The following is an 18,364-nucleotide window of genomic DNA, read 5'->3' as shown; positions in this document are numbered from 1 at the left end:
TGGATCAGTCACTCATCAAGTTTTGCTATTCGTTCTCAACGAGTGTTACTTTTGTGCCCCTTTCAGGAAATTCATAGATTGACCAGAGCGCTTAAAATAGGATTGTTTGTCGCTATCATTTTGATGGTGTCATCGGTGCGTTTAAAAGCAGGTGTCATTGATAAGGCCTTCGAAGCGCTTGAGGTTAAAGACTACTTCAAGGCGCGAGAACTTTTTCAAAAAGTCGTGAATAAGGATCGCCTGGTAGGGAACTTCGGTCTGTGCATGGTACATATCACCAAACAGAATCCATTCTACAACCTCGATTCGGCCCAAGTTTATGCACTTAGAACCGAATCGTTCTGGAAACTGGCTTCTGAAAAGGAAAAAGCGAATGTGGCTGAATACGGAATAAGCGCCAAAGCCGTGGAAGGATTGAGTGTGATGGTCTACACTTATGCAATGGACGAATTGAAAGAAGAACGAACAGTACGAGCCTGCGATTCGTTTCTGAAAAGATTTCCGAGCGCTCCACAGAAAAAACAAGTACTCGACCTCAAGGCAACCATTTCATTCGAATTGGCCAAGGCTGCAAATTCTTACGAAAGCATTGCAGCGTTTCTGATAGATTTCCCCAATGCACCCGAAACGATAGAAGGAAAAGTACTTTTCGAGAAATTCCTATTTGAAGATAAGACCAGGGACGGAAGCCTCGACAGCTTTAGGAAATTCATTGTTGAGTATCCGAATTCGCCATTTAAGAGACAGGCACAGGACCGTGTGTACCAGTTTTCGATTGAAGATCCAACCGTAAAATCTCTACACGAATTCATTAAAAAGAATGCCGATAGTCCGCATTTAGATGAAGCTTGGCGGAAGCTATTTCGGTTGTATGCGCCCGAACTGAATGCCGAAACCTTGGCCGAATTCAAGTTGGAATATCCGATGTATCCTTTCATGGATGAGTTGGATGATGAATTAAGTATTCTGACCATGCAACTGTTTCCAGCCGAACAGAATGGAAAGTTCGGTTACGTGAATAGGTCTGGAAAAGTGATGATTCCATTCCTGTATGATAATGCCGCAGATTTCAGCGAAGCGTTGGCCGCTGTATATCGAGATGGACGTTGGGGTTACATCGATAAGAAAGGAAAAACGATCATCGACTTTAATAACGATGAAGCAGAATCGTTCAGCAACGGAGTGGCAATCGTTGGTCGTGGCGACAATTTCGGCATGTTGGATAACACGGGAAATGTGGTGGTTGATATTGCCTATGATGAGATCTACGATTTTAAAGACGGAATGGCCAGTGTGGTTAAAGATGAAATGTACGGCTACGTCAATCGTAAAGGAGAATTGACCATTCCCTTGAAAATTGAAGGGGCTTTCGATTTTTCGGAAGGGTTGGCGGTGATTGAACTAAAAGGATTGAAAGGGTATTTGGATGTGAATGGCGCGGTGGTCATCAAATGTCAATATGATGAGGCTGAATCGTTTGAAGATGGTTTGGCTCGAGTGGTAAAGGATGGCAAAATGGGGCTGATCAATGCGGGAGGAGATTCGATAGCGCTTTGCAAATACGAGCGGATAGGTGGTTTTTCTGAAGGACTTGCTTGCGTACTGAACAACGGAAAAGTAGGATACATTGACCGTTATGGGCATGAAGTTATTCCGCTCAGTTATGATGGAACACTAGAGGAACTGGTTCGCTTTCAATTCATGAACGGAAGAGCCGTTGCTCGAAAAGGGAAAAAATATGGAGTGATCGATAAAACGGGAACTGAGATGAAGGCTTTCGAATTTTCGTTGATTGACCCTTTGAAGGATGGACGATTTGCGGCCAAGAAAAAAGATAAGTTTGGGTTTTTCAATGAGTCTGGAATAGATGTGATTCCTTCAAAATACGATGACACAGGCGGTTTCTCTGAAGGCATGGCATCCGTAAAACTGGGCGAAAATTGGGGTTACATCAACGATGCTGACGAACTGGTGGTTCCTGCAGAATTCCAAGAAGCATCAGATTTCTTCGAAGGATTTGCGTTGGTAAAACGAAGCGATTTCTCGTGTGTGATCGATAATTCTGGCGCATACGTTATACCATGCGCCATGGATGAAATTGTGGTGATGGACGGTGGCGTTCTTCGTATTGAAAAAGAAGAAAAAATGGCCTATTTCGACCTTCGAACGAAAAAATACATCTGGCAATCTGCTGGGTTTTAAGCACAAAATCTAAATCCTCAAATTCGAAGCATTTCGAATTTCTTCCTCTCAGATTCAGTGCTTCACACTTTTAGTGTTTGAATCGCACGAAAAGTCGCCCAAAGTTCTTGCTGTCCTTGTCAATTCGATGATACTTGGCCTTGATGTGTTTTTGGTCTAGAAATCGGATCACTTTCTTCTTTAGCTGGCCGCTGCCTTTTCCAGGTATTATCTCAATCAGTGGGATTTTCTTTTCCACCGCTTCATCAATAATGTCATTCAACGCCTGATCGATTTTCCAGCCTTTATTGAATATTTCGTGGAGGTCGAGTTTAAGCTTTGCCATGTTCAGCGGTTTCGTACGCAAATAACGAATATTCTCGCCTTCTCGGCATTCGTATATTCGTAACCGTTCCTAATTCCAACAGACGTGTCAAAACCACAGATATTTTTCATTTCCGGCCTTGGTGCCGATCATCGTGCTTTCGACAGGATAAAGTTGGAAGGTTACGAGCAAACCCATTTGCCGTGGATCATTCCCGAATGGAAAGACACGATTCATACTTACGCCCGTAAAATGGCCGAACCAATACTGAAGGCCAAGAATCCAGTGGTTATCGGACTTTCTTTGGGTGGGATTCTGGCTTCTGAAATGACCACGTTCATGCCTGATTTACAAGTGATCTTGGTGTCCAGCATCAAATCGCACGAAGAAAGGTCCAACATCCTGAAATGGGGTCGGGCATTTCCAATCCAAAGCCTCATGCCGCCAAATACCATGAAGAAGTTCACGTTCCTTTGGGAAATGGCTCAGAAAAAGAAACTGAAAGGCGATGGTAAACACATGGTGCAAATGTTCCACGATCAAGATGATAAGTTCATGCGTTGGGCCATTGTTCATGCGCCTAAGTGGCGCGGAAAAGGCGATGAATCGAGGATATCGCACATTCACGGAACCGCTGACCGAATGTTCCCTTTCCGAAGGATAAAGAATGCCATTCCTGTGCAAGGAGGCTCGCATTTGATGGTTTACTTGCAGGGAGACGAAGTGACCAAACTGATACTGAACGAACTAATTCGCATTGAAGGCGTTTAGCTTTTCAGTGCATTGCACGCAATTGATATAACTAACAAGGCCTTTTGGCCTCACCATCAGAAATAGTACAAATGGGAAAAGTGATTGTGGGAGATACAGCTCCCGATTTTGAATTGAAAGATAAAGCAGGAAATCTCGTGAAACTCAGTGATTTCAGAGGAGAGAAAAGCGTGGTCGTTTATTTCTACCCTAAAGATGAAACGCCAGGGTGTACGGCTCAAGCATGCTCATTCAGAGATAGTTATGAAGATTTCAAAGAAGTAGGAGCTGAGGTGATCGGCATCAGCAGCGATAGCACCGGAAGTCATGAAGGTTTTGCAGCAAACCATCGACTTCCGTTCATACTGTTGAGCGACATCACAGGAAAAGTGCGCAAGGCATACGGAGCTTACGATCTATTCGGAATGATTCCAGGCCGCGTCACGTTTGTGATCAACAAAGAAGGAAAGGTGATTCATAAATTCGATTCGCAACTTAGTCCTACCAAGCACATTCGGGAGTCACTTGAGATTCTAAAAAAGTAGGTTTTTACAGCTTGCTTTGAACTTCTATATGGAGTTCTGCTCATTCCCTCGGAACCAAATGTTCCAAGCCGTTCGTCTTAATGATGTGAGCGGTTGAAAGCAGCATTCCCAACTTTCCAGCAGGAAATCCCTGCGAGGCTATCCATTCCAAATAATGGACTGGGATTCTGATGATAGTGGTTCCCTTGTATTTGCCGTAAGGCATTTTAAAGGTCGTCAGTTCTTTTAATATGTTCGGGTCAGGTTGCATTTGCTATAAATGTAAAAAGTCCTGACTTCAAACGAAATCAGGACTTTTTGGGTGGATGATGGGGCTCGAACCCACGACCCTCGGTACCACAAACCGATGCTCTAACCGACTGAGCTACAACCACCGTTTAGGCGCGCAAAGATAATGCAATCGTTTATTCGGACAACAGTTCAATTTTATAACTGTTAATCATTAAAAGGACGACCGTTCGGGTTGGCCATTAACTATATTTGAGAGATGTCAGGCAAGAAGGAAGCAACAGTATTGGTGGAAGGAATGACCTGCAGCAGTTGTGCTGCCGGGGTCAATCGTGCACTCACAAAAGGCGGTTATTCTGACGTGAACGTGAACTACGCAACAGGCGAGGTTTTCCTATCGGACGTGAAGGATATTGATCTGAACCGCGTGGCCGAGCTCGTTAAAAAAGCAGGTTTCGAATATGTTGGAACGAAGCGTATTGAGAAGCAAGGCATGGCTTCCATCGAGAAGAAATTCCTGTTCACACTGCCCTTTACGATTCCGTTGTTGCTGCATATGATTCCGGGAATGCCGGAATTTTTCAGCAACCCCATTTTTCAACTGATGCTGAGTTTGCCCGTCATGTTGCTCGGAATGTATCACTTCGGGAAAAGTGCCCTTGGCTCGCTTCGCAATGGTGTTCCAAACATGGATGTGCTCATTTTCATCGGTTCCACATCCGCGTTCATTTACAGTTTGGTCGGAACGTTTATGAATTGGGGAGATCCAGTTGCGCAGCATCAGTACCTATTCTTCGAAACTTCGGCTACAATTGTAACGCTCGTTCTTCTCGGAAATGTGATTGAGCATCGCTCCGTCAAGCAGACCACAACAGCCATTACCGAACTCGGAAAACTACAGGAAGGTTTGGCCGATAAAGTGGTGCAGCACGATGGTCACGAGCATGTGACGCGTGTTCCATTCAATCAACTGAAGGTGGATGATCTAGTAATGGTGAAGTCAGGTGACAGCATTCCATCGGACGGAATTCTTGTGAAAGGCGAACTCCAAGTAGATGAAAGCATGGTGACGGGCGAAAGCATGCCCGTTTCAAAAGGAGTCGAGCAACTCGTTATTGGAGGAACGCTTGTTTCAGATGGAAATGGCTTGGTTCGGATCACAACCATCGGAAAACTGACGGTGCTTTCGAGCATCATCGAAATGGTAAAAAAGGCGCAGATGGAAAAACCGTCCATTCAGCGTTTGGCCGATAAAGTGAGTGGCGTTTTTGTTCCTGTGGTGCTCGGAATTTCAGCATTGACCTTTCTGTTAGCGCACTTCGCGTTTGATATTTCCTTGCAGCAATCCATCATGCAGGCGGTGGCCGTGTTGGTCATTTCGTGTCCGTGTGCGATGGGATTGGCCACACCTACGGCCGTGATGGTCGGTCTGGGGCGAGGCGCCAAAGAAGGTATCCTTTTCAAAGGAGCTGAAAGCATCGAAAACCTATCAAAGGTGAAAAAGGTCGTTTTTGATAAGACGGGAACCTTGACTTCAGGCGAAATCAAGATCGGTTCCTTCAACGTGTTGGATGGAAAAGAGGAAGAATTGAAGAACGTGCTTTTCAGTATCGAGCAGCATTCATCTCATCCGATTGCCCGTGCTATTGTCGAAGAACTTCAACCGACATCAAAAAAGCATGAATTTGCTTCTGTTCAAGAAGAGAAAGGAAAAGGCCTTATCGGAAAAGATGCCGCAGGCAATGAATGGAAAGTCGGTTCGTTCAAGATGCTTGACGAAAAAATGGAACGGTCTGATTGCGATATCTACATGCTGAAAAATGGCGAGTTGGCTGCTGAGATTTCGCTCACAGACAAGGTTCGGGAAGATGCCAAAGACCTCATTTCTTATCTCAACTCAAAAGGAATTGAAACAATCATGTTAAGTGGCGACCGCAAGCGCAAATGCGAATTGGTAGCCGCAGAACTCGACATCAAAACCGTTTATGCAGAGCAGTCTCCAGATGAAAAACTCAAGCTGATTACGGAGCTTTCTGATCTAGCTCCTACCGCCATGGTCGGAGATGGCATAAACGATGCGCCAGCATTGACACGTGCAACAGTCGGAATTTCATTGAGCAATGCCACACAGGTTGCCGTCAGTGCCGCCTCCGTGGTCATCCTCGAAAAAGGTGGCATTGGCAAGATCAAAGACGCGTTTCAACTCGGACATCATACCGTTCTCACCATCAAACAGAATCTGTTCTGGGCATTTTTGTACAATTCGCTGGCCATTCCAGTGGCAGCCCTCGGATTCTTAAATCCTATGGTTGCAGCTTTCAGTATGGCCTTTTCAGATGTGGTCGTGATTGGAAATTCCGTTCGGTTTAAGTTTAAACAGATTGGGTGATTAACTGGTAACTTTCGCCTCGTGTTAACTCCCGTCCGCGCTCTACAATTCTTTCAAGTACTACGTTTCGGAACGTTTTTCCTAACAGGAATTCTGTTCACGAAACTTGGTCTGAGCACGTATGACATCGGCCTTTATGAATCGTTGCTTTTTCTTGGCAGTGTACTCAGTTTCTTTTGGCTTTCTGGGTTGACTCAATCGCTTTTAGCCAATTATCATCCAAAGGAAAAATCGAAGGAATTTTTCAATGCCTTCTTGGTCCTATTGGGTATTTCGGTACTTGTTTTTGTAGCGTTCCGATTGCTCATTACGCCATATTCGATGATGGCAAACAACCCAGAGGTGTTGGCGTTTTACGGCACTTTCTCGTTTTACGTCCTTTTCATAGGACCGAGCGTTCTGACCGAATATATGCTGCTTTTAAAAGAGAAAGGAAAAGGATTGGCATTTTACGGAATTGTGGCTTTCGGCATTCAGTTGCTTGCCGTTGCTGGACCGATTGCCTTGGGATATGGATTGGATGAAGCCATGATTGGATTGGTTTTCAGTTCGGTCGTTCGATTCATCATCACCCTTGGGTTGCTAGCCAAATACGCGGAATTCAAACTCGACAAGGATTTTATTCGACAGTTTCTGATAACCGCAGGACCGCTTATGGCGGCAACTTTACTTTCTGGCTCAGCAGAATATTTGGACGGTTTCATCGTATCCAAGTACTTTGACGAAGGAACGTTTGCCATCTATCGCTATGGCGCCAAGGAATTTCCATTGGTGCTGCTTTTGGCAAATGCATTCAGTAATGGAATGGTACCTAAAGTGGCTCAATTAGGCATTAAGCAAGCAACCGAAACCATTAAGAAGGAAAGCCTCAAACTGATGCATTTTTTCTTCCCGATTTCCATCGGTTTCATGCTTGTGAGCGAATGGCTTTATCCACGCCTCTTCAATCCTGATTTCAGTGCGAGTGCCGCGGTTTTCAACGTCTATCTGCTCCTGGTTGTAAGTCGATTGGTTTTTCCGCAAACGCTGCTCATCGGACTAAAGAAAACCAAAACCATCATGCTTGTTGCTGGTTTGGAATTGGCAGTCAACTTCGGACTAAGCATACTTTTCGTCCAACAATTTGGCTTGGTAGGAATTGCTTTTGCAACAGTGATTGCTAGCGTTCTAGATAAACTGGTTCTAATGTTTTGGCTGAAGTCTTCAGAAGGCGTTTCACCGATCAGCTACTGGCCGTGGAAATGGCATTTGGGGTATTCGGTGGCGATTGGGGTGGTTTTTGTTGCTGCCTGAATCAACGGAATTACAGGTTAAAATTCAATTTAAATTAGGATGAGTCCATTCAAGGTTAATCTAATCAATAACAGAAGTTGATTTTTTAGATTTAATTTCCTTGTAGACCAGTTTCGATAATTGGTAAATGGACTCTGATAATCTTCCTTTATTTGCTCCTTTAATCATAACACAGATAATATAAGGGTTGTCATCCATGTAAACGATGCCTAAATCGCACAATTCATAAACATGATCACCTAGAATTTCGCAGGTACTAATTGATTGAATCGAAGCAAAATAATCATCGTTACCAATTCCTTTTCTTATTCCTTGTTTCGCTTGATAACTTGAAAGTGCGCTCAAGATATTCTCAGAATCTTCTCTGCTCAGAATCGTAGCATTGTAAAGCACTCTGAAGAGCATGGAAGCTTCTTCGGTATTTATACTTGCATTCAACACATTTTCCAGGTCGAAATATTTAACTCCAATATCCTCGAAAAGATTAACAAGAGCAGGTTTCATCTCAACTCCATACGCGTGATAAACCTTCGAAGGAACTGAGCCAGTTTCCAGTTTTTGCAAAACATCTACAACTAGCATTCTCCTTGCGTTCGATTCATCTTGAATGGTCTTTTCATTTGCCTTTAGCAGCGTACTAGTTTTGACTTCGCGTAAAATAGCCATCGTGTGAATTAAAGTCGTTAGACCGCCTATATTGTATTTGTGGTCTTCTCCGCGATAGTAGATGTCCCCGAACCTTAATTCTCTAACATAAATGGACAGGTCTTTTATGGTTTCATCCTTTTTGAAATCATCTATTAAGCTGTCGGTAGAAATTGAGAAATTGACTGCCATATCGGGATGTGAATCGCAGTCTAAAATTGGATTGGTTAATCTAGTAGGTGAATTATTTGTCGCTAGTTGGCGGTCTGTAACTGATTCATTAACATGCTTATACGTAATTTCAGAAATCCTAGATAGAATTGACTTAAGATCATTCTCATCTTTTCCTTCAGTCATTATTGTTAGGGTATACGGTGCATTAGATAAGTAAACTAATGCAGATTCGTGCAATTGAACACTGCCCGACCATTTTCGAAGGCCAAACTTGTTAGCAATGATAATGTCTTCGCTTCCAACTCCCTGAACAATGCCGCCCTTGAATTTAGCCTTCGAAAGAATGGATAAAGCTTCTTCAGAATATTGCCTGTTTAAATAGGCTGCGTTGTAAAGAACTCGTAGTAGAATCGAATACGCCTTGGGCGAAATGTTATTTAATGTGCTGGCGGTAGATGTTATTGGATATCCTAATTCGGACAGCACACTTTGCCACATTACACGATTTTGGAATCGGAATTGAAGGGTTGCCAATGCATGATTGTCAGAGTTGATAATCAACGCTGAAACCAATTCTCGGATAGTGTACGATTGTCCATGTCTTAAATCGGTCTCTCCCAACACAGGGTCATTGCGGAATTTCATTTCTACACTTTCATCAAGAATTTCAGGATGATTTTCAGCCTTTTTTAACACGTACATCATGGCAGCGACTTTGAACAGACTTGCTGGCTGAAATTTGTCGTCTTCATTAATTCCAAATGTGTATCCATTATTAAGCTGTCTGAAATGGACAGAAATTCGCTTGGCATCCCCTCTTTTTATTGCAGATGCTACGTATTCTTCGATTTGAGTCTTAAAAGGAGGAATGTGATCAAATTCCATATCGCAATCAAGAAGCGGTGAAGTGAAGAATTGCCCATCTACTCGAACGGGGACTTGATTCTTGCCTGATCCTGTTTGTGCTCGTTGTTGAAATGAAGAAATAACCAACAGTATAGGCTGAATGATAAGGAGTCCGAAAAAAATAATTCGCATTAATTAATTGATTTGTGTTTTTAAATGGTTGTTTGTAAAAGAGCCTAAGTGATTGACTGGGGCATACTAATCGTCTTCCTCGCTTTGTAGGTGCACAGTATGAATATAACAAAATATATTACTAATGAATCCGAGTGCCATTTGGAGTAAAGGGACACACCGAATAGAATGTACTGGCGTTTTCGCGCAACAACGCTGTATGGAGGTGATAAACATGAACGTTTTAAATTCGGGACGCGAATGTCGTTGTTCGATTGGAAAAAATATGTCCTAAATCAGGTCAAACAAATTATTTATACCAACGTTCCGGCTTGCCGTAAATCCTTCTGCCAGTTCAGCACCGATAGGGCGACCAACAACTGCGGCTCTTCCTCTTAGGAAGTCGAGAAAATCCTTGCCTGAAATAGGCGTACTTGGCTCATCACTTTTTGGGTCATAGAACTGCGAACTGAACGCAAGAATGGCCTCAATCTTCTTGTCGAAATAAGGCGTGATGTCGATGGTCAGATCTGGATGGATGTATTCGTCCTGTATGTAATGGTATACTGCTTTCGGGCGCCAAGCCTCTTGTCCGGTTTCTATCTTGATGAGGCCAGCTAGGAAACAAGCATCAGCCACTAATTTTGCCCCTTTTCCGTGGTCGGGATGACGGTCGTGAACCGAATTTGCCAATACGATCTCTGGACGGTATTTGCGGATCATTTTTATGATCGGAAGCTGGTGTTCCCTGTCGTTCTGAAAGAAACCATCGGCAAAACCAAGGTTTTCCCGTGCTGAAATCCCTAAGATCTGCATTGATCTTTCTGCCTCCTTCAATCGGAGCTCTCCGCTTCCGCGTGTTCCCAGTTCGCCTTGCGTCAGGTCGATTATCCCGCATTTGTAACCGAGCTCAATGTGCTTGAGGATTGTTCCGGCAGCAGAGATCTCTACATCGTCAGGGTGCGCTCCGAAGGCAAGAATGTCCAATTTCATGATGCGAAGTTAAATGAAGCGTTTCGTAAACGGTTAAAAACGAAAAAGGCGCGGATGAACTGTTTGTTCTCCGCGCCTTTTCAACTAGTGATCAATTTTATTTCCCTAACCAAGAAGTTACGTCTTTCGACATTGGGTCAACTCCTGAACCAAGCGACTTTACGTAGTGTCCATTCTCATCGATCAGGAATTTTTGAAAATTCCATTTCACGCCAGCGTCTTCTACGCCATTCTCATCTTTTTCGGTGAGCCAAGCATAAATTGGGTGGATGTCTTTTCCTTTCACGCTGATCTTCTCCATCATGGTGAAGGTCACGCCATAATTCTTTTGGCAAAATCCAGCGATCTCGTCATTGCTGCCAGGTTCCTGAGCTCCAAAGTTGTTAGCAGGAAAACCGATGATCTCGAATTTCTCACCGCCCATTTCCTTGTAAAGTTCCTCCAGTTTGGCGTATTGTGGAGTGTAACCACACTTGCTGGCGGTATTCACAATAAGCACTTTCTTTCCTTTAAGGGAAGAGAAATCGAAATCCTTTCCGTCAATGGTTTTGGCGGTAAAGTCATAAAGCGTTTTTGTCTGCGACATGGCGACTGTTGTTGTGATTGAAAATAGAATGATAAGTAGTTTTTTCATGAGTTGATTTTTTTGGATAAACACAAGAATCGGTTCAATGTTTATCGAATCGAAAATTAGGCATTTCAGGTTGCGTAAATTCGCCCCGTGCTACAGCAAGTTAAAACCCTATTTCTGAAAGAATTTACGCTCGAATGGCGGAACCGCTATGCGTTGAATGGCATGTTGCTGTACGTGATCAGTACTGTTTTCGTGTGCTACCTCAGTTTCAGGCAGATCACTTCCGTTCCAGTTTGGAATGCGCTTTTCTGGATTATCATGCTTTTCGCATCCATCAATGCAGTTGGCCGTTCCTTCATTCAAGAACGGAAGGGGAGGCTGCTTTACTATTACAGCATTAGTTCGCCACAGGCATTTGTGCTGGCCAAAATGGCGTACAACACGCTCATTATGTGGGTTATTGCGCTGATGGCCTACATAATTTATTTCCTGTTTATCGGAGATCTGGTTCAGGATCATCTCATGTTCGGCTTGGCACTTTTCCTCGGAAGCACGGGCTTTGCGCTTATTCTTACGCTTATGTCGGCCATTGCTTCCAAAACGGAAAACAACATGAGTTTGATGGCCATTTTGAGTTTTCCGGTGCAGCTACCGTTCTTGATGACCCTCATCAAATTCTCGAAGAATGCGGTTGATGGTCTAGATCCGTCCGTGAGCTACAATCTTATAATTGTCTTAGTAATGATCATTGTGATCGTTCTCGCCCTCAGCTATATTCTATTTCCCTACCTTTGGCGCGATTAAAAAAGAGGGGTAAATCGTATCTAAATTACCCACACATCGATGCATAAGATCGGAGAAACATCAACACAGATTGTGGGACTGGCCTGGTGGAAGTGGATTGCCATTGCGCTTGTGCTTTTTTCCTTGACCGCGGGAATGATCTTAGACGTTCCGAGATTGCCCATTCTGCACGAAACCATCCGAAATCTCTACTACCACGTAACGCAATGGTTTGGGATGATGATCATTCTCACCGCTTCGTTGGTGTACAGCATTATTCACCTCGCCAAAGGCGATAGACGTTCTGACATTATCGCTTCTGAAGGAATAAACGTGGCGCTTTTCATGGGCACGCTTGGATTGCTTACAGGCATGCTTTGGGCCAAGAATACGTGGGGAACATATTGGACAGGCGATGCCAAATTGAATGGCGTAGCGATGGGAATGCTTGTTTATCTGGCTTACACCGTTTTGCGCGGAAGCATGGACGAAGAGCAGAAACGTGGACGTGTTTCGGCCGTTTACAACATCTTCGCTTACGTCATGTTCATGGTGTTCATCATGGTGCTGCCGCGAATGACAGACAGTTTGCATCCCGGTAACGGAGGAAATCCCGGTTTCGGGGGCTACGATCTCAACAATAACATGAAACTGGTTTTCTATCCGGCAATCATCGGTTGGACGCTTATGGGCGTTTGGTTGGTGAATGTGCGCGTGAGGATAAGATCGATTGAGGAGAAACGAAAAATGAATTGGGAAAAATGAAAAACGTGAATAAAATACTCGTTTGGCTGATGGTTTTTATGCCTGTTTCTGTTTTCGCTCAAGATGTTGAAATGGCAGATATTCTTCATGAAAACGGAAAGATCTATGTGGTTGTGGGTGTACTCGCGATCATTTTCATCGGTTTGGTTGTTTACCTCATAACCATCGACCGCAGGTTGACCAAGATTGAGAAAGAAGAGAAGTAAAATTCGAAGCACGAAAAAATCAAATTCGAAAAATGTTAAAGCCACAGAAACACATTGACTTTTGTCTTTGCGCCCTTAGCGAAAGCTCAGCGTCTTTGCGGTTAAACTCAAATTCGTAGTCAATGAAAAAGACACACATTCTCGCAATTATTGTAATAGCAATTGCTATCGGTGCCATCATGACCACGGTTGCTGACAGCAGCACGTATTCCAACTTCAAAGAAGCAATTGAAAATCCAGGAAAGGAATACCATGTGGTTGGTAAACTGAACAAGGAAGCTGAAATGACCTACGATCCGGAAGTCGATGCCAATCTGTTCGCTTTCCGAATGATTGACAATAACGGTGACGAGCAATTGGTGCATTTTGCAGGCTCAAAGCCACAGGATTTTGAACGTTCAGAGTCGATCGTTCTTGTTGGGAAATATGAGAATGACGCATTCGAGGCTTCTAAGATTCTGATGAAGTGCCCTTCTAAATACAACGAAGGACAACCGGGCGAAATGCAGGAATTCACCGCAGAAAGCGCCAATACTTAATGGACATAAACTACATCGGAGAACATCTTTGGGCCGGTCAACTCGGTCAATTGTGTACAGTTTTGGCATTCGTGTCGGCCATGGTTGCAGCCATTGCTTATGCGTTTGCGGCCAAAAATGACCATGCTTTCAGCGATTGGAAACTCCTTTCACGCAGCGCTTTCAGCCTTCATATCTTTTCGGTTTTCGGCATCATCGGTACGCTGCTTTACATGCTCTACAACGGCATGTTCGAATACCATTATATCTGGCAACACTCCAATTCGGAGATGCCGATGCGCTACATCATGTCCAGTTTTTGGGAAGGACAGGAGGGAAGCTTCCTGCTTTGGCTATTCTGGCATGCTGTGCTTGGTGCCATCCTTTTGCTGACCGCCAAAAAATGGGAAGCGCCCGTGATGGCTGTTTTCGCATTGGTGCAAATGTTCTTGGTTTCGATGGTACTTGGCATCAACCTAAATGACATTATCCGCATTGGTAGCAGCCCGTTTCTGTTGCTGCGCGATCATCCTGATTTTGCCAATCTGCCGTTCTTGCAGAATGCAGCGTATTTAGAAAGATTGGACGGGCGAGGATTGAATCCACTACTTCAGAACTATTGGATGACCATTCATCCACCAACACTTTTCCTTGGTTTTGCCTCTACGCTTGTTCCTTTTGCTTTCGCGATAGCAGGGCTTTGGAAGAAGAAATACACCGAATGGATGAAGCCTGCATTGCCATGGACCTTCTTCGGAGTAATGATACTCGGAACGGGAATTCTGATGGGTGGTGCTTGGGCCTACGAAGCCTTGAGTTTCGGAGGTTTCTGGGCGTGGGATCCGGTGGAGAATTCGAGTCTTGTGCCGTGGATAACACTTGTTGGAGCGGCTCACGTGATGGTTATTCAGAAGAACCGTGGGCAATCGCTCATTATGACGTTTGTTCTTACAGTTTCAACGTTCATCCTCATTCTCTATTCCACCTTCCTCACGCGAAGCGGAATTTTGGGAGACACTTCGGTTCATGCTTTCACCGATTTGGGAATGTCTGGTCAGCTGTTGGTTTACCTCTTGGCATTCCTTTTCATTGCTATCATTCTGCTCATCGTACGCTGGAAGGAAATCCCGAAATCGAAAGATGAGGACAGTCTTTACTCGCGTGAGTTCTGGATGTTCATTGGGGCGCTGGTATTGGTCATTTCTTCGTTCCAGATCATGTTCACCACTTCCATTCCAGTGTGGAATAAATTGCTTGGAACCAATCTTGCGCCACCGCTCGACCCGATTGCACACTACAACAGTTTCCAGATTCCTTTGGCGATTATGTTGTCCATTCTGATTGCCGTTACGCAGTATTTCAAGTATAAAAAGACCGACCCACAACAGTTTTCTCGCGCACTGCTGGTGCCAATTGGCGCTTCGGTTGTGCTCACGGCCATCATCGGCTATCTGATGCACTACACGAATGTGATGTACATTCTGATGTTGTTCACCACGCTATTCCTCATTACGGCCAATCTCAATTATTGGGTGAGTGTGTTGAAAGGAAAGATGAAGGTGGCAGGTGCTTCGGTGGCGCACATCGGTTTTGGGATGATCTTGCTCGGAGCATTCCTCAGTACCTCAAAAACGCAGATCATCTCCATGAACACTTCTGGAACGGATGTGGAGAGTCTGGGCCAGAAAGGCGATTTCAGCAACCGCGAAAACATCCTGATGATGAAAGGCGATACGCTGCGCATGGCCGATTATTTCGTGACCTATGTTGGAAAGGAGAAGGAAGCCGTGAATGTGTTCTATCAGGTGGATTATCTGACAAAGACCGAAAGCGGTTATAATCTGGAGTTCTCGTTGCATCCACGTGTGCAGACCAACCCACGTATGGGCAACATCGCGGAGCCAGATACCAAGCATTTCTTGTACAAAGACATTTACAGTTTTGTGACCTATGCGGAGGTAGAGACAGATGAGGCGAAGAAAGAACCGGAGGAATACAAGAACACCAGCACCAAGCAATTGGCACCTGGCGATACGCTTTTTGCTGGGCAGGCACTCATCATTTTCAATGGCTTCAATCTGCAAGTGGACAGAACGAAGTATGACCTACAGGAAGGCGATATTGCTGTGGCAGCCGACCTTACTGCGCTGGACATATCTGGAAAGAAAACGCAGCTTACGCCTGTGTACGTGATCCGCGACAGAATGGCCATTCCGATTCCAGCTGAGATGGAGGACCTAGGATTTCGATTGGTGCTGAATAAGGTGCTGCCAGAAGAAGGTAAAGCCGAAATCGCGCTCTACGAAAAGCCCGATGCTTACAGGGAATTCATCGTAATGAAAGCCATGATCTTCCCGTGGATCAACATCCTTTGGGCTGGTTGCTTGGTGATGATCATCGGAACGGTAATGGCGATACGGAGGAGGTTGAAGAGCTGATTATTGTTCTTTTCTTTTTAGTTGATACATGTGCCATGCGGTATTCGCTGGAACCTGTGTACTGTACACCTCCCAGCCTTCATCATTCATCTTATTAAGCTGTCTTAAAACGGGGCTTAGGTCTAGGAACTTTTCTTTTGTTTCATCCTTTGAGACCTTAATCTGCTCGAATGATTCACCATTGATTGAAACAAAAATTGATTGTGAAGAAGCATCATAGTTCACCACGGCATAATCATATTTCTCCTGCGCCATCAAGGTGTTCACAGAAAAAAGCAGGGCAAAGGTCAGAAGGGTTGTTTTGAGGTGTTTCATGGTTTTTAGTGTTAAGGTTGTGGAGGCAAGTTAAATGTTTTGGTGAAGTAATCCCCCGCTTTTCGGGCACCCCGTTTGAAAGGGGGATGGGCGTCAGTGCTTTAGTCAAGTTTATTGGAAAATCTTAAGATCTACGGTTTAGGAAGTCTGGCAAATTCGCACGATCTCCGTCCTCCTTTGTAAAGGAGGTGCCGAGGAACGAGGCGGAGGATTTATTGATACAGGCGGAGGATTTCTTTTCAACCAAAATCCCCCGTCATCATTCCGCTAAAGCTTCATGATGCCACCCCCTTTAGAAGGGGGATGGGGTGCAGTGCGGTGATAAGGGTTGGTAGAAGACTAGAATGCCCGCGTTTGGTTTCCCGACCTTTTAAAGATGTACAATCTCCGTCCTCCTTTGTAAAGGAGGTGCCGAGGAACGAGGCGGAGGATTTATTGATACAGGCGGAGGATTTATTGATAGAGACGGGGGATTATTATCTTCAAACTGTGAAATTCATCCCCTACAATAGGAACCTCAAAGAGTTCTCGCGCCAGTTGCGCATGCATTCTACCAAAGGCGAGGTCCTGTTGTGGAATCGCTTGAAACAAAAGCAGCTTCGAGGACATACGTTCAACCGTCAGAAGCCGCTGGGCAATTACATCGTTGATTTTTATTGCAAGCCCGTGAATCTGGTGATTGAGATTGACGGTGGAAGCCATCATTTTGAGGAGATCATGGTAAAGGACGTGGAAAGGCAGCGTATCTTGGAAGAATTGGGGCTCTCGTTTCTCCGTTTCACCGAAAGTCAGGCGAGGTTTGATCTTGATAATGTTGTTTGGGAGATTGATAGGTGGGTGGAGGCTTTTGAAGAGAAAGATCGTTTGTAATCACATGGATAATCCCCCGCCCTTCGGGCACCCCCTTTGAAAGGGGGATGGGGTGCAGAGCATTTTTGAAACTTATTGGAATACGATACTATTGTTCTTACCTGCTGAGGCATGAAACCTTCACGATCTCCGTCCTACGTTATAAAGGAGGTGCCGAGGCACAGCCAGTGCTGAGCCTGCCGAAGTAAGGTGGAGGATTTCTTTTCAACCAAAATCCCCGGTCATCATTCCGCTAAAGCTTCATGATGCCACCCCCTTTGAAAGGGGGATGGGGTGCAGTGCGGTGATAAGCGTTGGTAGAAGACTAGAATGCCCGCGTTTGGTTTCCCGACCTTTGAAAGATGTACGATCTCCGTCCTCCTTTATAAAGGAGGTGCCGAGGAACAGCCTGTGCTGAGCCTGCCGAAGTAAGGCGGAGAATTTATTGATACAGGCCGAGGATTATTTAGTTTAGCACCATGCCTCTCGAACCAAAGAATGTAGTCCTTATTGGTGCTGGTCATGTGGCTTTCCACTTGGGAAAGGCGCTGAAGCGGTCTGGAAACAGGCTGCTGTTGCTCATTAACCGCGATGAGAAACGCGGGGAACGGTTGGGCTTTGAGCTTGGATGCAAATTCACGACTGATTTCAAGGCCATTCCGGACGAAACGGACATCGTCATCATTGCAGTAAAGGATGATGCTATCAGCGAAGTGGCCAGCAGGATCTTCTGCCCAGGAAAAGTGGTGGTGCATACTTCGGGCAGTGTGCCGATGTCTGCTTTGGGCGATGCTTCGGATAGATTGGGGGTTTTCTACCCCTTGCAGACCATGCATCGAAACTTTGAGGTGAACATGAAGGAGGTGCCATTCTGCATTGAGGGCAATTCCAATTGGAATGAAGGCATGCTGCTCGAACTGGCGAGCTCCATCAGTGATAATGTACAGGTTTTGAGTTCGGAGCAGCGCAAGATCACGCACATTGCGGCTGTGTTTGCCTGCAATTTCACCAATCATTTCTATGCTTTATCGGAAGAGATACTGGAGAAGAACGGTATGAGCCTCGACATCCTCAAACCGCTCATCAAAAAGACGGCTGCCAATATTCTTACGGACCATCCGAAGGCCTTGCAGACCGGTCCCGCCAAGCGCAACGACACTACGGTGATGCAAGAACACCTCGACATGCTCGACAAGCTTTCTCCCGAGCTGAAGAAGCTTTACGAGGATGTGAGCGAGAGCATCATCAGGATGCATAAGTAGCGTTCCGAACCCGAAAGCCCTCAAACAGAGCTCTTGGAACTGCCTTTCGTACCCGAAAGCCCATAAACAGAGCTCTTTGAACAGCCATTCGTACCCGAAAGCCCTCAAACAGAG

At 45.0% G+C, this 18,364-nt stretch carries 18 protein-coding genes and 1 tRNA gene; 12 read left to right on the top strand and 7 right to left on the bottom strand.

Features of this window, described 5'->3' with window-relative positions:
- Nucleotides 1-78: 78 nt before the first annotated feature.
- Nucleotides 79-2,202, top strand: a complete 2,124-nt coding sequence (locus tag K9J17_16860; protein ID MCF8278401.1) for a WG repeat-containing protein — start codon at nt 79-81, stop codon at nt 2,200-2,202.
- Nucleotides 2,203-2,272: 70 nt separating this feature from the next.
- Here K9J17_16860 and K9J17_16855 read toward each other — a convergent pair whose 3' ends face one another.
- Nucleotides 2,273-2,527, bottom strand: a complete 255-nt coding sequence (locus K9J17_16855) for a Smr/MutS family protein (protein ID MCF8278400.1) — start codon at nt 2,525-2,527, stop codon at nt 2,273-2,275.
- 84 nt (nt 2,528-2,611) lie between these two features.
- Here K9J17_16855 and K9J17_16850 point away from each other — a divergent pair, with 84 nt between their 5' ends.
- On the top strand, nt 2,612-3,277 hold the full coding sequence (locus tag K9J17_16850; GenBank protein ID MCF8278399.1) for an alpha/beta hydrolase: 666 nt from the start codon (nt 2,612-2,614) through the stop codon (nt 3,275-3,277).
- 71 nt (nt 3,278-3,348) lie between these two features.
- Nucleotides 3,349-3,801 carry a peroxiredoxin gene (locus K9J17_16845; protein MCF8278398.1) on the top strand — a complete coding sequence of 151 codons (453 nt, stop codon included), beginning with the start codon at nt 3,349-3,351 and terminating at the stop codon, nt 3,799-3,801.
- A gap of 40 nt (nt 3,802-3,841) precedes the next feature.
- On the opposite strand, the gene K9J17_16840 is transcribed toward K9J17_16845, so the two are convergent.
- The gene (locus K9J17_16840; GenBank protein MCF8278397.1) at nt 3,842-4,051 is read right to left on the bottom strand and encodes a DUF3820 family protein; all 210 of its coding nucleotides are present in this window, start codon (nt 4,049-4,051) and stop codon (nt 3,842-3,844) included.
- A gap of 50 nt (nt 4,052-4,101) precedes the next feature.
- A tRNA-His gene (locus K9J17_16835) sits at nt 4,102-4,175 on the bottom strand.
- A 113-nt stretch (nt 4,176-4,288) separates the two neighbouring features.
- Between K9J17_16835 and cadA the strand changes: the two genes are divergently transcribed.
- Together cadA and K9J17_16825 are read left to right on the top strand one after the other, a co-directional pair.
- Nucleotides 4,289-6,418 (top strand): cadmium-translocating P-type ATPase, encoded by a 2,130-nt coding sequence (cadA, locus tag K9J17_16830; GenBank protein MCF8278396.1) that lies wholly within the window; start codon nt 4,289-4,291, stop codon nt 6,416-6,418.
- A 21-nt stretch (nt 6,419-6,439) separates the two neighbouring features.
- Nucleotides 6,440-7,711, top strand: a complete 1,272-nt coding sequence (locus tag K9J17_16825; GenBank protein MCF8278395.1) for an oligosaccharide flippase family protein — start codon at nt 6,440-6,442, stop codon at nt 7,709-7,711.
- Between the two features lie 60 nt (nt 7,712-7,771).
- Here the strand turns inward: K9J17_16825 and K9J17_16820 are convergent, their stop codons facing one another.
- The 3 genes from K9J17_16820 to K9J17_16810 all read right to left on the bottom strand — a co-directional run bounded on the left by K9J17_16820 (nt 7,772) and on the right by K9J17_16810 (nt 11,174).
- A complete protein-coding gene (locus K9J17_16820) occupies nt 7,772-9,568 on the bottom strand; it encodes a class A beta-lactamase-related serine hydrolase (GenBank protein MCF8278394.1) in 1,797 nt (598 codons plus the stop codon).
- Between the two features lie 270 nt (nt 9,569-9,838).
- Nucleotides 9,839-10,540: a bacillithiol biosynthesis deacetylase BshB1 gene (gene bshB1 / locus K9J17_16815; protein MCF8278393.1), complete on the bottom strand. Its 702-nt coding sequence runs from the start codon at nt 10,538-10,540 to the stop codon at nt 9,839-9,841.
- A gap of 97 nt (nt 10,541-10,637) precedes the next feature.
- Entirely contained in the window at nt 10,638-11,174 is a 537-nt protein-coding gene (locus K9J17_16810) for a glutathione peroxidase (protein MCF8278392.1), read from the bottom strand.
- A gap of 87 nt (nt 11,175-11,261) precedes the next feature.
- On the opposite strand from K9J17_16810, the gene K9J17_16805 reads away from it, so the two are divergent.
- The 5 genes from K9J17_16805 (at nt 11,262) to ccsA (K9J17_16785) (ending at nt 15,824) form a co-directional block, all read left to right on the top strand.
- Complete coding sequence (locus K9J17_16805; protein MCF8278391.1) at nt 11,262-11,918, top strand: heme exporter protein CcmB; 657 nt, start codon at nt 11,262-11,264, stop codon at nt 11,916-11,918.
- 72 nt (nt 11,919-11,990) lie between these two features.
- Nucleotides 11,991-12,662, top strand: a complete 672-nt coding sequence (gene ccsA, locus K9J17_16800) for a cytochrome c biogenesis protein CcsA (GenBank protein ID MCF8278390.1) — start codon at nt 11,991-11,993, stop codon at nt 12,660-12,662.
- The gene (locus K9J17_16795; protein ID MCF8278389.1) at nt 12,659-12,868 is read left to right on the top strand and encodes a CcmD family protein; all 210 of its coding nucleotides are present in this window, start codon (nt 12,659-12,661) and stop codon (nt 12,866-12,868) included. The genes ccsA (K9J17_16800) and K9J17_16795 overlap by 4 nt, the downstream gene beginning before the upstream one ends.
- A 122-nt stretch (nt 12,869-12,990) precedes the next feature.
- A complete protein-coding gene (locus K9J17_16790; GenBank protein ID MCF8278388.1) occupies nt 12,991-13,407 on the top strand; it encodes a cytochrome c maturation protein CcmE in 417 nt (138 codons plus the stop codon).
- Nucleotides 13,407-15,824 (top strand): cytochrome c biogenesis protein CcsA, encoded by a 2,418-nt coding sequence (gene ccsA, locus K9J17_16785; GenBank protein MCF8278387.1) that lies wholly within the window; start codon nt 13,407-13,409, stop codon nt 15,822-15,824. Before K9J17_16790 ends, ccsA (K9J17_16785) begins: the two co-directional genes overlap by 1 nt.
- On the opposite strand, the gene K9J17_16780 is transcribed toward ccsA (K9J17_16785), so the two are convergent.
- The gene (locus K9J17_16780; GenBank protein MCF8278386.1) at nt 15,825-16,139 is read right to left on the bottom strand and encodes a hypothetical protein; all 315 of its coding nucleotides are present in this window, start codon (nt 16,137-16,139) and stop codon (nt 15,825-15,827) included.
- Between the two features lie 489 nt (nt 16,140-16,628).
- Between K9J17_16780 and K9J17_16775 the strand changes: the two genes are divergently transcribed.
- Both K9J17_16775 and K9J17_16770 read left to right on the top strand, forming a co-directional pair.
- Nucleotides 16,629-17,009, top strand: a complete 381-nt coding sequence (locus K9J17_16775) for an endonuclease domain-containing protein (protein MCF8278385.1) — start codon at nt 16,629-16,631, stop codon at nt 17,007-17,009.
- Nucleotides 17,010-17,467: 458 nt separating this feature from the next.
- On the top strand, nt 17,468-18,250 hold the full coding sequence (locus K9J17_16770) for a DUF2520 domain-containing protein (protein MCF8278384.1): 783 nt from the start codon (nt 17,468-17,470) through the stop codon (nt 18,248-18,250).
- Nucleotides 18,251-18,364: the final 114 nt, after the last annotated feature.

It is taken from the genome of Flavobacteriales bacterium (assembly GCA_021739695.1).
Classification (GTDB): Bacteria; Bacteroidota; Bacteroidia; order UBA10329; family UBA10329; genus UBA10329.
This window is presented reverse-complemented; position numbering and strand designations above follow the sequence as displayed.

Bases quoted from the DNA above. Each gene is read 5' to 3' on its own strand.
- K9J17_16840 (MCF8278397.1), bottom strand. From the start codon at position 4,051: ATGCAACCTGACCCGAACATATTAAAAGAACTGACGACCTTTAAAATG.
- K9J17_16820 (MCF8278394.1), bottom strand. From the start codon at position 9,568: ATGCGAATTATTTTTTTCGGACTCCTTATCATTCAGCCTATACTGTTG.
- ccsA (MCF8278387.1), top strand. From the start codon at position 13,407: ATGGACATAAACTACATCGGAGAACATCTTTGGGCCGGTCAACTCGGT.
- cadA (MCF8278396.1), top strand. From the start codon at position 4,289: ATGTCAGGCAAGAAGGAAGCAACAGTATTGGTGGAAGGAATGACCTGC.
- K9J17_16770 (MCF8278384.1), top strand. From the start codon at position 17,468: ATGCCTCTCGAACCAAAGAATGTAGTCCTTATTGGTGCTGGTCATGTG.
- K9J17_16780 (MCF8278386.1), bottom strand. From the start codon at position 16,139: ATGAAACACCTCAAAACAACCCTTCTGACCTTTGCCCTGCTTTTTTCT.
- K9J17_16855 (MCF8278400.1), bottom strand. From the start codon at position 2,527: ATGGCAAAGCTTAAACTCGACCTCCACGAAATATTCAATAAAGGCTGG.
- K9J17_16790 (MCF8278388.1), top strand. From the start codon at position 12,991: ATGAAAAAGACACACATTCTCGCAATTATTGTAATAGCAATTGCTATC.
- bshB1 (MCF8278393.1), bottom strand. From the start codon at position 10,540: ATGAAATTGGACATTCTTGCCTTCGGAGCGCACCCTGACGATGTAGAG.
- K9J17_16795 (MCF8278389.1), top strand. From the start codon at position 12,659: ATGAAAAACGTGAATAAAATACTCGTTTGGCTGATGGTTTTTATGCCT.
- K9J17_16845 (MCF8278398.1), top strand. From the start codon at position 3,349: ATGGGAAAAGTGATTGTGGGAGATACAGCTCCCGATTTTGAATTGAAA.
- K9J17_16810 (MCF8278392.1), bottom strand. From the start codon at position 11,174: ATGAAAAAACTACTTATCATTCTATTTTCAATCACAACAACAGTCGCC.